Genomic DNA, 14,081 nt, shown 5'->3' with positions numbered 1-14,081 from the left:
GGGAGGACAATTCGATGACGAAGTCTACCGCCAGACCAGCCAGCCCTCGCCAACGTCGAACATCCATGTTCACCATTCCCCTGGTCGCATTCGCGCTCTGGACGTGCGGGATCGGCGTGGTGGCTCAGGCCGCAGAGCCGGGCAAGGACGCGGCGGCCGGCAGCCTGCCGCGCATCCTCGTGCTTGCGACGGGAGGCACCATCGCAGGCCAGGCCGACGCGCGCGCAGCGGGCGCGTACAAATCCGGCCAGATCACGGGCGAACAGCTGATGCAGTCGGTGCCGGGCCTGGACAAGCTCGCCAAGATCAACGCCGAACAGATTTCGTCGATCGGGTCCCAGGACATGAACGACAAGGTCTGGTTCGCGCTGGCCCGTCGCATCCAGGACGCCTTCGACAAGAATGAAGCCGATGGAATCCTCATCACCCACGGCACCGATACGCTCGAGGAGACCGCGTTCTTTCTCGACAATGTCGTACGCGGCGACAAGCCGGTGGTGATCGTCGGGTCGATGCGTCCGGCCACGGCGGTGAGTGCGGACGGCCCCGGCAATCTGTACGAAGCGGTGCAGGTGGCGGCCGATCCGCGCTCTCGCGGCCGTGGCGTGATGGCCGTGCTGAACGACAAGATCCAAAGCGCCCGCTCCATCACCAAGACCAACACCACGAGCATTGAGACGTTCAGCTCCCCCAATGACGGCCCGATCGGCTATGTCGACACCGCCGGCGGCATCCGTTTCATGACCCAGGCCGCCGGCTTCAAGCGCACGACCTATCCGCTCCCGGCAGGCGAGCAATTGCCGCGCGTCGAGATCGTCTACTCGCATGCCAACATGGACGCCGTTCCGATCGAGGATGCTATTTCCCACGGCGCCAAGGGCATCGTGCTGGCCGGCGTCGGCGACGGCAACACGTCGAAGCAGGCCCTCGATGCGCTCGAAGCGGCGGCGAAGAAGGGCATCATCGTCGTTCGCTCGACGCGGGTTCGATCCGGCTTCGTCACTCGGAATGTCGAGGTCGACGACGACAAGAACGGGTTCGTCGTGTCCGAGGACCTCAATCCGCAGAAGGCCCGCGTCCTCACCCAATTGCTGATCGCGCGCGGCGTGACGGCGCCTGCCGAGCTCCAGCGCGCCTTCACGGCGACGTGGTGATTGGGCGCGTCGTGTCCTGCAGGGTGGGTTAGCGTAATCCACCTGCGGCGGCCCAAAACGAAAAGGCGCTCCTCGCGGAGCGCCTTTTGCTTGTCGCAGAGAGTTTGGGCTGCTTAGCCCGAATAGTACATATCGAACTCGACCGGGTGCGGGGTCATCTCGAAGCGGGCGACTTCGGTCATCTTCAGCTCGATATAGGCGTCGATGAAGTCGTCGTCGAACACGCCGCCGTTCTTGAGGAAGCCGCGGTCCTTGTCGAGGTTTTCGAGCGCCTCGCGGAGCGAGCCGCATACCGTCGGGATCTGCTTCAGCTCTTCCTTCGGCAGGTCGTAGAGGTCCTTGTCCATCGCCGGACCCGGATCGATCTTGTTCTTGATGCCGTCGAGGCCGGCCATCAGCATCGCGGCGAAGCCGAGATAGGGATTGGCGAGCGGATCGGGGAAGCGCACCTCGACACGCTTGGCCTTCGGCGAAGCGGTGTAGGGGATGCGGCAGGAGGCCGAGCGGTTGCGCGCGGAGTAGGCGAGCAGCACGGGCGCCTCATAGCCCGGGACCAGACGCTTGTAGGAGTTGGTCGACGGGTTGGTGAAGGCGTTGATCGCCTTGGCATGCTTGATGATGCCGCCGATGTAGTGGAGGCAGGTCTCCGACAGGTCGGCGTACTTGTTGCCGGCGAACACCGGCTTGCCGTCCTTCCAGATCGACTGGTGCACGTGCATGCCCGAGCCGTTGTCGCCATAGACCGGCTTCGGCATGAAGGTGGCGGTCTTGCCGTAGATGTGCGCGACCTGGTGGATGCAGTACTTGTAGATCTGCATGTGGTCGGCCATCAGCGTCAGCGTGTCGAACTTCATGCCGAGCTCGTGCTGGGCGGACGCGACTTCGTGGTGATGCTTCTCGACCTTGACGCCCATCTTGGCCATGGCGCCGAGCATTTCGGAGCGCATGTCCTGCACGGAGTCCTGCGGCGGCACCGGGAAGTAGCCGCCCTTGGTGCGGACGCGGTGGCCGAGATTGCCGCCTTCATATTCGGTGTCGGAGTTGGTCGGCAGCTCCGAGGAGTCGAGACGGAAGCCGGTGCTGTAGGGGTTGGCGGAGAAGCGCACGTCGTCGAACACGAAGAACTCGGCCTCGGGGCCGACGAACACGCTGTCGCCCACGCCCATCGACTTCACCATGGCCTCGGCCTTCTTGGCGATGCCGCGGGGGTCGCGGTTGTAGGGCTCGCCGGTGGTCGGCTCGAGCACGTCGCAGGTGATGACCATGGTGGTCTCGGCGAAGAACGGGTCGATCGTCGCGGTCACCGGATCCGGCATCAGGCACATGTCGGACTCGTTGATCGCCTTCCAGCCGGCGATCGAGGAGCCGTCGAACATCGTCCCTTCGGCGAAAATGTCGTCATCGATCATGCTGACGTCGAACGTCACATGCTGCCACTTGCCGCGCGGATCGGTGAAGCGCAGGTCGACGTATTTGACGTCGTTGTCCTTGATCGATTTCAGGACGTCTTTGGCGGTCTTCATGCATACCCCTTTTGGCTCTGCGGGTCGGTTTCCAGGTGAGCAGGATTGTTCTCGCTTTTGGCGAGTTCGCGCGCGAGCGCACAAACAAAATCAGGCCGCCGAAGCAGCCTTTTTCTTGTCGGAGTGTCGCAAAATGCGGGATAGCACCCGGCTCAGATAGCGTCCAGCCCGGATTCGCCGGTCCGGATGCGGATCGCCTCTTCGATATTGGAGACGAAAATCTTGCCGTCACCGATGCGCCCGGTCTGCGCGGCGCGGCGGATCGCGTCGATGGCGCGCTCGACCAGATCGTCGCCGATCACGATCTCGATCTTCACCTTGGGAAGGAAGTCGACGATGTATTCTGCGCCGCGGTAAAGCTCGGCGTGGCCCTTCTGCCGGCCAAAGCCCTTGGCCTCGGTCACGGTGATGCCTTGAAGGCCGACTTCCTGAAGCGCTTCCTTCACCTCGTCGAGCTTGAATGGCTTGATGATGGCTTCGATTTTCTTCACTGCGCGCCTCCCGGCCTTTCGATCAAATAGCAACGTCTTCGTCAGGATGCGCTTTTCTTAACGCACGATCTTGTCTTCGCTATGCCGGGATGCCTGACCAGCCCGGCAACAACGGCCGGCCACACCCTGATAGATTGCCAGTGAGCACGACGAACCGAAGCGGCTTCCTCGAAAGCAGGGTCTATGCCAAGTTGCAAATGCCCTGATTATTGGAGCGTTATCAGCCTTTTAACGTGCATCTCTGATAGGTGGAGCCGACCGGCCCAAAATACCGCAGACTACGAAATAGGCAAACAGTTCAATATCTGTGCAAATCGTTGTTCTGTCGGGTGGGTCGGCACGGAAGATGCCTGTTGAAAAGGCGTTTGGACCAGGGAAGTGGCATGGAAGTTCTGACCACCGCCGAAATGCAGCGCGCTGACCAGCTCAGTATTGCGGCAGGCACGCCCGGCTTCAAGCTGATGCTCAGCGCGGGCCAGGCGGTCGCCGAGGCCGCCAATGCGCTGGTGGAGGAGGGGCCGATCCTGATCGTGGCCGGCCCCGGCAACAATGGCGGCGACGGTTTTGTCGCGGCCGCCGAGCTCGCCGCGCAAGGCCGCGACGTCTCGGTGATCCTGATGTGCGAGCGCGACCAGCTCCAGGGTGACGCGGCCTCCGCCGCGCGCGGCTGGAAGCACCCGGTGCTGCCGTTCAATCCGCAGGCGATCGGAAAGCCCGCCTTGATCATCGATGCGCTGTTCGGCGCGGGCCTCAGTCGCCCGGTCGACGGCGAGGCGCACGCGATGATCGAAGCGATCAACGCCAACGGCGCCTTGGTGCTCGCGGTCGACCTGCCGAGCGGCATCAACGGCACCAGCGCATCCGTGATGGGCGCGGCGGTGAACGCGGTCGAGACCGTCACCTTCTTCCGCAAGAAGCCGGCGCATTTGCTGCTGCCCGGCCGGATGCATTGCGGCCACGTGCGCGTCGCCGACATCGGCATCGACGCGCAGGTGCTGGACGAGATCGCGCCACAGACCTTCGAGAACGATCCGGATTTCTGGGGCGCTGCCTTTCCGGTGCCGCGCATCGACGGCCACAAATACGCACGGGGCCACGTGCTGGCGGTCTCGGGCGATGCCGCCGCGACCGGCGCGGCGCGGCTCGCCGCCCGTGGCGCTTTGCGGGCAGGAGCGGGCCTCGTGACGCTGGCGACCCCGCGCGATGCGCTCGCGATCAATGCCAGCGCGCTGACTGCGGTGATGGTTCGCGCCTGCGACACCGCGATCGAGTTTGGCGCGTTGCTCGGCGACAAGCGCTACAACACCTGCCTGATCGGCCCCGGCGCGGGCGTCGGCGATCGCACCTGCGATCTGGTCCACACGGCGCTTCACGCGCAGCGGCATCTGGTGCTGGACGCGGATGCGCTGACGAGCTTTGCCGCAAACCCCGAGCGGCTGTTTGAATCGATCAAGTCCTCGCAGGACAATGCGGTGGTGCTGACGCCGCACGAGGGTGAGTTTCCGCGCCTGTTCTCCGACCTCAGCAACAAATATCCAGGCCGCTCTAAGCTGGAGCGCGTCCGCGCCGCGGCCGAACGCTGTGGTGCGGTGGTGCTGCTGAAGGGGCCGGACACGACGATCGCCGCCCCCGACGGCCGCGCCACCATCGCCGCCAACGCGCCGCCCTGGCTCGCCACGGCGGGCGCGGGCGACGTGCTCGCCGGCATCATCGCAGGACTTCTGGCGCAGGGCGTGCCGGCCTTCGAGGCCGCCAGCATCGGCGTCTGGATGCATGGCGAGGCGGGAAGCGAGGCGGGCCCGGGCCTGATCGCGGAGGACCTCACCGAGACGCTGCCGGCCGTGCACCGGCGGATCTATAATGCGCTCGGGGTGGAGTACTAGTGCTCAGGCAGCTCGCGCTCACCGATATGGGTGAGGCCGCGCAGGTCCATCGAATTGCTTTTGATCAGGCGATGCCGTGGCTCGTTGGGCTGCACACGCCCGATGAGGACCGCTGGTTCTACCGCGAGCGCGTTTTCACGACGTGCCGTGTGTGGGGACGGTTCGATGATGACGTCCTGAGCGGGATGATTGCCTTCCGCGAAGGTTGGGTCGAGCAGCTCTATGTGCTTCCCGTCGCCCAGGGGCGCGGCGTCGGCACAGAACTCCTCGACGTCGCCAAGCGGGCCAGCGACCGGCTGGAGCTCTGGACCTTCCAGCGCAACGCGCCGGCGCGGCGCTTCTATGAGGCGCGCGGGTTCGCACTGGTCGAGCAGACCGACGGGGCGCGGAACGAGGAGCGGGAGCCCGACGCTCGCTACCTCTGGACGCGCCGGTAGTCGCTCACTCGACCGCGTACCAGCGCACCAGCCGCGGCGCGGCCCAGTCGGTCACGACGGATTCGATCAGCCAGCGTCCGGGTGAGGTCGCCGCGAACGCGATGCGCTGGGTCTGGCCGGGCTCGATTGCGAGCGTGTCGAGCCAGTAGGGCTTCCAGCCGTCGTCGAGCTTGTCGAGCAGGCGGAAATGATGGCCGTGCAGGTGAAATACGGTCGTGACCGGTCCGGGGTTCTTGAGGGCCAGCACGACGGTGCGGCCGGTCCTGGCGCGGAAGGCGGGATTGGAGGAGACGGAGAAGCTTGCAGGCCGTGCCCAGCCGGCCTCGGACGCGCCGAGCGCGACATCGAACCGCAGGGCGCCTTTGAGGTCGAGCTTCTCGGGGAGGTCGTTCAGGGGGAGCGGCTGTGGCGGCAACAGCGGCGCGCGCCGCTCGAGCTTGCCTGATATCGAGAGGCTCCCGACCCGGCGCGCCTCCTTGCCGTCATGCAACAGGAATGAGGCCGATGTGGCCGCATCCACGAAGGCGTCGGCGCGTGCGCCGGGGGCGAGCACCAGGGCGCCGTTGCGGGCCGGGAACGGCTCGGCCGGCTGTCCGTCCAGGGCCATCACCTGGACGTCGTGGCCTTCCAATTTGATCGCCAGAACAGAACGTTGCGAGCCGTTGATAAAGCGCAGCCGCAGCCGCTCGCCGGCCGCCGCTGAGAGTTCGAATGAAGTCCGGCCATTGAGGGTAAAGAGCGGTGTCGTATCCCCGGGGGCGCGGCCGGGCGGAAGCGCGGTCCCATCCGGCCGCAGCCGCCATTCCTCGATCAACAGGACCTCGTCGCGGTCGACGGCGACGGGGTTGGTCTCGCCGGCGATGATCGGAAGCGGGCGCGCGGGCAGCTTCAGACCGTCTTCGAAGAGGCGGAAGTCGGCTGCCAGAGTTCCTGCATTTGGTATTGAAACAATTGAGGTTTCAGTCGCGTCCGGCGCGGTCGGCGTACGCCCTCGCAACGGGTCGGCCGCGGCCGGGCCATTCAGGCCGTACCAGACTGGCGCAAGCGGGACAGGCAGGTCGTTCCGAAAGACCACCTCGCAGCGGTCGCCTCGCTTGAGACGGACGTTCCCGATATGACTTGCGGCGGCCAGCTCCCAGATCGGTGTCGCCGGCTGACCCGGCCTGAGCGCCAGGGTTGCCGGCCTTGCCTGCAGGGCGAGCTGGGCGGTGACAGCGGGGGCCGCACCGCCGGCGATCAGCCCGGCCGCGGAGGCTCCGAGTCCGGCTCCAAATCCGGCTCGAAGTCCAGCTCCAAGTCCAGCTCCAAGTCCGGCCAAAACCTCGCGCCGGGTCGGGTCAGCGATCCGCGTTTTCATGGCTCGATGCGGACCATGAAGCGCTGGATAAGTCCAGCCGTCGCGCCTACTTAAAGCCTGCCTCTATCGGACCATTTTTTTGCTGCGAACAGTCAGGCACATGCTATAAGCCCGGCCGCCCGCGGCATCGCGGCCGGTCTTGATGCAAATTCACGCGGGCGTGGCGGAACTGGTAGACGCGCTGGATTTAGGTTCCAGTGACGAAAGTTGTGGGGGTTCGAGTCCCTCCGCCCGCACCAAGCGCTTTCAGCGTTTGCACGGATTACCGAAGGGCTGCTTCCTCACGGAGTGTTTCCGGCGGAAGTGGTCCGATGAACCACCGGCGTTGAGGCGTCTTGCCTCGCGCCGGTTCGATTAATGACAGCGTCCCGACGCATGCGTGCCGGGGCCGAGCGAGAAGAAGATTGGACGCCATGCAGGTCACAGAAACCCTCTCGGAAGGTTTGAAGCACGAGTTCAAGATCAGCGTTCCCGCGTCTGATCTCGACGCCAAGGCCGGTGCCAAACTCGTCGATCTCAAGGACAAGGTCCGCATCAACGGCTTCCGTCCCGGCAAGGTGCCGGTCGCTCACCTGAAGAAGGTCTATGGCCGCTCGGTGATGGCCGAGACCATCGACCAGACCATCCGCGACACCAACACGCAGCTGTTCTCCGACCGTGGCTTCAAGCTTGCGACCGAGCCGAAGATCACCATGCCGAGCGAGCAGGCCGAGGTCGAGGAGCTGCTCAACGGCAAGACCGATCTGACCTATACGGTCGCGATCGAAGTGGTGCCCGCGATTGCGCTCGCCGATTTCAAGAGCTTCCAGGTCGAGAAGCCCGTCGCTGACGTGTCCGACACCGATGTCGACGAGGCGATCAAGCGCATCGCCGACACCAACCGTGGCTATGCCGCGAAGGCCGACGGCGCCAAGGCCGAGTCGGGCGACCGCGTCACCATCAGCTTCAAGGGCACCATCAACGGCGAAGTCTTCGAGGGCGGCACCGGCGAGGGCATCCAGGTCGTGATCGGCTCGAACACCTTCATCCCGGGCTTCGAGGAGCAGCTCACCGGCATCGGCGCGAACGAGACGCGTACGCTGAAAGTGCCGTTCCCCAAGAACTACATGAACGACAAGCTCGCCGGCCAGCCGGCCGAGTTCGAGACCACCGCGACCTCGATCGAGGCGCCGCAGGACGTCGCGATCGACGACGAGTTCGCCAAGACGCTTGGCCTCGAATCGCTGGACAAGCTGAAGGAAGCCGCGCGCGAGCGTCTGGCTGCCGAGTTCGCCGGCGCGACGCGCCAGCGCGTCAAGCGTGCGCTGCTCGACCGCCTCGACGAGGCGCATCGCTTCGAAGCGCCGCCGTCGCTCGTCGACGAGGAGTTCAATCTGATGTGGAACTCGGTCAAGGCCGAGATGGATTCGGCCGGCAAGACCTTCGCGGACGAGGATACCACAGAAGACAAGGCCAAGGACGAGTACCGCAAGATCGCCGACCGCCGCGTGCGGCTCGGCCTCGTGCTGTCCGAGATCGGCGAGAAGAACAAGATCACCGTGACCGACGACGAGGTCGGCCGTGCCGTGATCGAGCGCGCGCGCTCGATGCCGGGCCGCGAGAAGGAAGTCTGGGACTATTACCGCAGCAACGCCCAGGCGTTGGCCCAGCTTCGTGCACCGATCTACGAGGACAAGGTCGTGGACTTCATCCTCGAGCTCGCCAACGTGACCGAGAAGAAGGTCTCGCGCGAGGACCTCTACAAGGACGAGGACGCGGAAAAGACCGCAGCCTGAAGGCTTTGAGAAAGCCTTCCATTAAGGATGATCAGCGAAGGGGCCCGGCTAGCCATCTGGCTGGCTGGGCCTGTTTGCGAGAATCAGCTTCAAGTGCCCCGTGGATTAAGCCTTAATTCGCTCCGCACTTGTCTGGCGCGAATTGGGCTATATCTGTCGGTACGCCCTGTACCCAAGTCTTATACCAAGCGTTCTACCTCTACCCACTTCCTGCATCACTGGCGTCCATCGGCCTTCCGGCAAATCTGCCAAACTGGCAGCCAGGACTGGCAATGTCCGCCTCCTAAAACCCTAGGTGACTCATGCGCGATCCGGTTGAAACCTACATGAACCTCGTGCCCATGGTGGTCGAGCAGACCAACCGTGGCGAGCGCGCCTACGACATCTTCTCGCGCCTGTTGAAGGAGCGCATCATTTTCCTGACCGGGCCGGTCGAGGACGGCATGTCGACGCTGGTGGTCGCGCAGCTCCTGTTCCTTGAGGCGGAAAATCCGAAGAAGGAAATCTCGATGTACATCAACTCGCCGGGCGGCGTGGTGACGTCGGGCCTTGCGATTTACGACACCATGCAATTCATCCGCCCGCCGGTCTCGACGCTGTGCACGGGCCAGGCCGCCTCGATGGGCTCGCTGCTGCTCGCCGCCGGCGAGAAGGACATGCGCTTCTCGCTGCCGAACGCGCGCATCATGGTGCATCAGCCCTCCGGCGGCTTCCAGGGCCAGGCCACCGACATCATGCTGCACGCGCAGGAAATCCTGAACCTGAAGAAGCGGCTCAACGAGATCTACGTGAAGCACACCGGTCAGACCTACAAGACGATCGAGGACGCGCTGGAACGCGACAAGTTCCTGACCGCGAACGACGCCAAGGAGTTCGGCCTGGTCGACAAGGTCATCGACAAGCGCGCCGAGGAGCCGGCGGCGAAACCGCAGTAACGCGAACGGGGCTGCAACATCGATCCCTGGAATACCTATGGGATTTCCCGGGATCGTCAGGGCGACGTTGACGTTAACGGCGTACTGCGCAAGGGCGCAAAAAGCAGTCTTGCGCCCCGCGACAGGCAGAAAGTTCCGCTTTCGTGCTTGTTTTTCGTGGCAATCCAGCAACTCCGGGGCGATTTCGATCACTTCGTCCGTGCCAAGACGTGAAATCACGGTATTGTCACGGGTAGCCAGCACCCCCTCGATTAGCGAATTCTTGATAGTCGGGTGACAGCATGGTTGGCTACGATTGATCGGCTATGATCGCGGAGAATCGAGTGACCGTGATTCGCACGGGATGTAGCGCGTAGGGTCTTTTTTGGTACGGAATTTGCTCTATTTGAACTTCATACGGCCTGCGTGCCGGAATGGAGCGATCGAGCGGAGCGGGATCGAACCGCGGACGGAGACATGAATGAGTAAGGTCGGCACGAGCGACTCCAAGAACACACTGTATTGCTCGTTCTGCGGCAAGAGCCAGCACGAAGTCCGCAAACTGATCGCGGGTCCCACGGTCTTCATCTGCGACGAGTGCGTTGAGCTCTGCATGGACATCATCCGCGAGGAGAACAAATCCTCGCTCGTGAAGTCGCGCGACGGCATTCCGACGCCGAAGGAAATCTGCAAGGTCCTGGACGATTACGTCATCGGCCAGAGCCATGCGAAGAAGGTCCTGTCGGTCGCGGTGCACAACCACTACAAGCGCCTCAACCACCAGACCAAGCACAACGACGTCGAACTCGCGAAGTCGAACATCCTGCTGATCGGTCCGACCGGTTCGGGCAAGACGCTGCTCGCGCAGACGCTCGCCCGCATCCTGGACGTGCCGTTCACGATGGCCGATGCAACGACGCTGACCGAAGCCGGCTATGTCGGCGAGGACGTCGAGAACATCATCCTGAAGCTGCTCCAGGCCGCCGACTACAATGTCGAGCGCGCCCAGCGCGGCATCGTCTACATCGACGAAATCGACAAGATCAGCCGCAAGTCCGACAACCCCTCGATCACGCGCGACGTGTCGGGTGAGGGCGTGCAGCAGGCGCTGCTCAAGATCATGGAAGGCACGGTGGCTTCGGTCCCGCCGCAGGGCGGCCGCAAGCATCCGCAGCAGGAGTTCCTGCAGGTGGATACCACCAACATCCTGTTCATCTGCGGCGGTGCGTTCGCCGGCCTCGAGAAGATCATCTCGGCGCGCGGGCGGTCGACCTCGATCGGCTTCGCTGCCCAGGTGCTCGCGCCGGAGGATCGCCGTACCGGCGAGATCTTCCGTCACGTCGAGCCTGAGGACCTCCTGAAGTACGGTCTCATCCCCGAATTCGTCGGCCGTCTGCCGGTCGTGGCGACGCTCGAGGATCTCGACGAGACTTCGCTGAAGAAGATCCTCACCGAGCCGAAGAACGCGCTGGTGAAACAGTACCAGCGGCTGTTCGAGATGGAGAACATCGAGCTGACCTTCGCCGACGAGGCGCTTGGCGCGGTCGCCCGCAAGGCGATCGAGCGCAAGACCGGCGCGCGTGGTCTGCGTTCGATCCTCGAGGCGATCCTGCTCGAGACCATGTTCGACCTGCCGGGCCTGGAAGGTGTGGAAGAAGTCGTGATTTCGCGCGAAGTCGTGGAAGGTACGGCGCGTCCGCTCTACATCTACGCCGATCGGTCTGATCGCGCCGTCGAGAACGCCAGCGCCTGATTTGCGGCGCTGGAACGCTCCAATCGTCTTTGACAGTAGCGGCTGCGGAATGGTTCTCCGCAGCCGATGTTGCGTCGCTTATACGCGTGCGTAAGCGCCTGATGGCGCGCGTCTTTCAATGACTTGACACCCCCCCGGTCGATAGCCACCTAATGTCGGCGGCGAGCGAGAATTCTCTTCAAGATTCGCCTCAGTTCCGATTCGGCAAGCCCGGTCCAACCTTAGAGTGGTAGGCCGGTTTTCTGGATCACCTCGGCACCTTGTGGCGGTTGCGCATGAGCATGGCGGGCTGCGTGCAAGGGGGCAAAGCAAAAGGAAAAGGCCATGACTAATCCAAAACCCCGGCCAACCATCGTCCATGGCGAAACGCACGCCTATCCCGTGCTGCCGCTGCGCGACATCGTCGTCTTCCCGCACATGATCGTTCCGCTCTTCGTCGGTCGCGAGAAGTCGATCCGCGCGCTCGAAGAGGTGATGAAGAACGACGCGCTGATCATGCTCGCGACGCAGAAGAACGCGTCCGACGATGATCCGGCGCCCGATGCCATTTACGAGACCGGTACGCTCGCCAGCGTGCTTCAGCTCTTGAAGCTTCCCGACGGCACCGTGAAGGTGCTGGTCGAAGGGCTCGAGCGTGCGCGCGTGCAGAAATACACCGATCGCAGCGAGTATTACGAAGCGACCGCGATTGCGCTCGCCGACACCGATGCGAAATCGGTCGAGGCGGAGGCACTGTCGCGCTCGGTCGTGTCCGATTTCGAGAGCTACGTGAAGCTCAACAAGAAGATCTCGGCCGAGGTCGTCGGCGTCGTGCAGGCGATCACCGATTTCGCCAAGCTCGCCGACACCGTTGCCTCGCATCTCGCCGTCAAGATCGCGGATCGCCAGGGTATCCTGGAGACGCTGTCCGTCACCACGCGCCTCGAGAAGGTGCTGGGCCTGATGGAGAGCGAGATCTCGGTGCTGCAGGTCGAGAAGCGCATCCGCTCGCGCGTCAAGCGCCAGATGGAGAAGACCCAGCGCGAGTATTATCTCAACGAGCAGATGAAGGCGATCCAGAAGGAGCTCGGCGACGACGACGGTCGCGACGAGCTCGCCGATCTCGAAGAGAAGATCTCCAAGACCAAGCTCTCCAAGGAAGCGCGCGAGAAGGCGCAGCACGAATTGAAGAAGCTGCGCCAGATGTCGCCGATGTCCGCGGAAGCGACCGTCGTGCGCAACTATCTGGATTGGCTGCTGTCGATCCCGTGGAACAAGAAGTCCAAGGTGAAGAAGGACCTGGAGTCGGCGCAAGCCACCTTGGATGCCGATCATTACGGGCTCGAGAAGGTCAAGGACCGTATCGTCGAGTATCTCGCGGTGCAGTCGCGCGCCAACAAGCTGACGGGCCCGATCCTGTGCCTCGTCGGACCTCCCGGCGTCGGCAAGACCTCGCTCGGCAAGTCGATCGCGAAGGCGACCGGGCGCGAATTCGTGCGCGTCTCACTCGGCGGCGTGCGCGACGAGGCCGAGATCCGCGGTCACCGCCGCACCTATATCGGCTCGATGCCCGGCAAGATCATCCAGTCGATGCGGAAGGCGAAGTCGTCCAATCCGCTGTTCCTGCTGGACGAGATCGACAAGATGGGCGCCGATTTCCGCGGCGATCCGTCTTCGGCGCTGCTCGAGGTCCTCGACCCCGAGCAGAACGGGACCTTCAACGACCACTACCTCGAGGTCGACTACGATCTGTCCAACGTGATGTTCATCACGACCGCGAATACGCTCAATATTCCGGGGCCGCTGATGGACCGCATGGAGATCATCCGGATCGCGGGCTACACCGAGAACGAGAAGGTCGAGATCGCGCGCAAGCATCTGATCCCGAACGCGGTGTCCAAGCACGGCCTGGACTCCAAGGAGTTCTCGATCGACGACGACGCGCTGCTGCTGTTGATCCGCCGCTACACCCGCGAAGCGGGCGTGCGTAATCTGGAGCGTGAGCTCTCCACACTCGCCCGCAAGGCGGTGAAGGAGCTGATGATCTCCAAGAAGAAGTCGGTCAAGGTCACCGAGAAGACTCTGGAAGAGTTGCTCGGCGTGCCGAAGTACCGCTTCGGCGAGATCGAGAGCGAGCCGCAGGTCGGTATCGTCACGGGCCTTGCCTGGACCGATGTCGGCGGCGAGCTGTTGACCATCGAAGGCGTCATGATGCCCGGCAAGGGCAAGATGACGGTTACGGGCAATCTGCGCGACGTGATGAAGGAGTCGATCTCGGCGGCGGCGTCCTACGTGCGCTCGCGTGCGATCGTCTACGGCATCGAGCCGCCGCTGTTCGACCGGCGCGACATCCACGTGCACGTGCCGGAAGGCGCGACGCCGAAGGACGGTCCGTCGGCGGGCGTGGCGATGGCCACCGCGATCATCTCGGTCATGACCGGCATTCCGGTCCGCCACGATGTCGCGATGACCGGCGAGATCACGCTGCGCGGCCGCGTGCTGCCGATCGGTGGCCTGAAGGAGAAGCTGCTGGCCGCTGCCCGCGGCGGCATCAAGACGGTGCTGATCCCCGAGGACAACGCCAAGGATCTCACCGAGATTTCCGATGCGATCAAGGGCGGCATGGAGATCATCCCGGTGTCGCGTCTGGACGACGTCGTCGCCAAGGCGCTGGTGAAGAAGCCCGTGCCGATCGTCTGGGAAGAGGACACCAAGGTGACGGTGAAGCCGGACGGGGACGAGGCCGCCGGCGGACTGACCGCTCACTAAGGTTCAGCGAAAGATGATAAAACGGCGCCTTCGGGCGCCGTTTTTG

General features: G+C 63.8%; 10 protein-coding genes and 1 tRNA gene. 8 read left to right on the top strand and 3 right to left on the bottom strand.

The window, feature by feature from the left end:
* Positions 1 to 65 precede the first annotated feature (65 nt).
* Positions 66 to 1,154, top strand: a complete 1,089-nt coding sequence (locus tag ACKWRH_RS25080; protein WP_445215701.1) for an asparaginase — start codon at positions 66 to 68, stop codon at positions 1,152 to 1,154.
* A gap of 113 nt (positions 1,155 to 1,267) precedes the next feature.
* On the opposite strand, the gene glnA is transcribed toward ACKWRH_RS25080, so the two are convergent.
* A complete protein-coding gene (gene glnA / locus ACKWRH_RS25075; protein ID WP_445215700.1) occupies positions 1,268 to 2,677 on the bottom strand; it encodes a type I glutamate--ammonia ligase in 1,410 nt (469 codons plus the stop codon).
* A 152-nt stretch (positions 2,678 to 2,829) separates the two neighbouring features.
* Positions 2,830 to 3,168 (bottom strand): P-II family nitrogen regulator, encoded by a 339-nt coding sequence (locus ACKWRH_RS25070; RefSeq protein WP_007603495.1) that lies wholly within the window; start codon positions 3,166 to 3,168, stop codon positions 2,830 to 2,832.
* 383 nt (positions 3,169 to 3,551) lie between these two features.
* Here ACKWRH_RS25070 and ACKWRH_RS25065 point away from each other — a divergent pair, with 383 nt between their 5' ends.
* Entirely contained in the window at positions 3,552 to 5,051 is a 1,500-nt protein-coding gene (locus tag ACKWRH_RS25065) for an NAD(P)H-hydrate dehydratase (protein WP_445215699.1), read from the top strand.
* On the top strand, positions 5,051 to 5,488 hold the full coding sequence (locus ACKWRH_RS25060; RefSeq protein ID WP_445215698.1) for a GNAT family N-acetyltransferase: 438 nt from the start codon (positions 5,051 to 5,053) through the stop codon (positions 5,486 to 5,488). The genes ACKWRH_RS25065 and ACKWRH_RS25060 overlap by 1 nt, the downstream gene beginning before the upstream one ends.
* 4 nt (positions 5,489 to 5,492) lie before the next feature.
* Here the strand turns inward: ACKWRH_RS25060 and ACKWRH_RS25055 are convergent, their stop codons facing one another.
* Positions 5,493 to 6,845 carry a multicopper oxidase family protein gene (locus ACKWRH_RS25055; protein WP_445215697.1) on the bottom strand — a complete coding sequence of 451 codons (1,353 nt, stop codon included), beginning with the start codon at positions 6,843 to 6,845 and terminating at the stop codon, positions 5,493 to 5,495.
* A gap of 154 nt (positions 6,846 to 6,999) precedes the next feature.
* Between ACKWRH_RS25055 and ACKWRH_RS25050 the strand changes: the two genes are divergently transcribed.
* From ACKWRH_RS25050 to lon, 5 genes are all read left to right on the top strand, one after another.
* Positions 7,000 to 7,084 (top strand) — tRNA-Leu (locus tag ACKWRH_RS25050).
* A gap of 174 nt (positions 7,085 to 7,258) precedes the next feature.
* Entirely contained in the window at positions 7,259 to 8,620 is a 1,362-nt protein-coding gene (tig, locus tag ACKWRH_RS25045) for a trigger factor (protein ID WP_445215696.1), read from the top strand.
* A 302-nt stretch (positions 8,621 to 8,922) separates the two neighbouring features.
* The gene (locus ACKWRH_RS25040; protein ID WP_014494833.1) at positions 8,923 to 9,555 is read left to right on the top strand and encodes an ATP-dependent Clp protease proteolytic subunit; all 633 of its coding nucleotides are present in this window, start codon (positions 8,923 to 8,925) and stop codon (positions 9,553 to 9,555) included.
* Between the two features lie 460 nt (positions 9,556 to 10,015).
* Positions 10,016 to 11,287 carry an ATP-dependent Clp protease ATP-binding subunit ClpX gene (gene clpX / locus ACKWRH_RS25035; RefSeq protein WP_014494834.1) on the top strand — a complete coding sequence of 424 codons (1,272 nt, stop codon included), beginning with the start codon at positions 10,016 to 10,018 and terminating at the stop codon, positions 11,285 to 11,287.
* A 324-nt stretch (positions 11,288 to 11,611) separates the two neighbouring features.
* Positions 11,612 to 14,035, top strand: coding sequence for an endopeptidase La (lon, locus tag ACKWRH_RS25030; RefSeq protein WP_445215695.1), 2,424 nt, complete (start codon positions 11,612 to 11,614; stop codon positions 14,033 to 14,035).
* Positions 14,036 to 14,081 lie beyond the last annotated feature (46 nt).

The organism is Bradyrhizobium sp. Pa8 (genome assembly GCF_052588265.1).
The sequence above is the reverse complement of the archived record's forward strand: the minus strand, read 5'-3'. Positions and strand labels throughout refer to the sequence as shown.

Bases quoted from the DNA above. Each gene is read 5' to 3' on its own strand.
- ACKWRH_RS25080 (WP_445215701.1), top strand. From the start codon at position 66: ATGTTCACCATTCCCCTGGTCGCATTCGCGCTCTGGACGTGCGGGATC.
- glnA (WP_445215700.1), bottom strand. From the start codon at position 2,677: ATGAAGACCGCCAAAGACGTCCTGAAATCGATCAAGGACAACGACGTC.
- ACKWRH_RS25065 (WP_445215699.1), top strand. From the start codon at position 3,552: ATGGAAGTTCTGACCACCGCCGAAATGCAGCGCGCTGACCAGCTCAGT.
- ACKWRH_RS25055 (WP_445215697.1), bottom strand. From the start codon at position 6,845: ATGAAAACGCGGATCGCTGACCCGACCCGGCGCGAGGTTTTGGCCGGA.
- tig (WP_445215696.1), top strand. From the start codon at position 7,259: ATGCAGGTCACAGAAACCCTCTCGGAAGGTTTGAAGCACGAGTTCAAG.
- ACKWRH_RS25040 (WP_014494833.1), top strand. From the start codon at position 8,923: ATGCGCGATCCGGTTGAAACCTACATGAACCTCGTGCCCATGGTGGTC.
- clpX (WP_014494834.1), top strand. From the start codon at position 10,016: ATGAGTAAGGTCGGCACGAGCGACTCCAAGAACACACTGTATTGCTCG.
- lon (WP_445215695.1), top strand. From the start codon at position 11,612: ATGACTAATCCAAAACCCCGGCCAACCATCGTCCATGGCGAAACGCAC.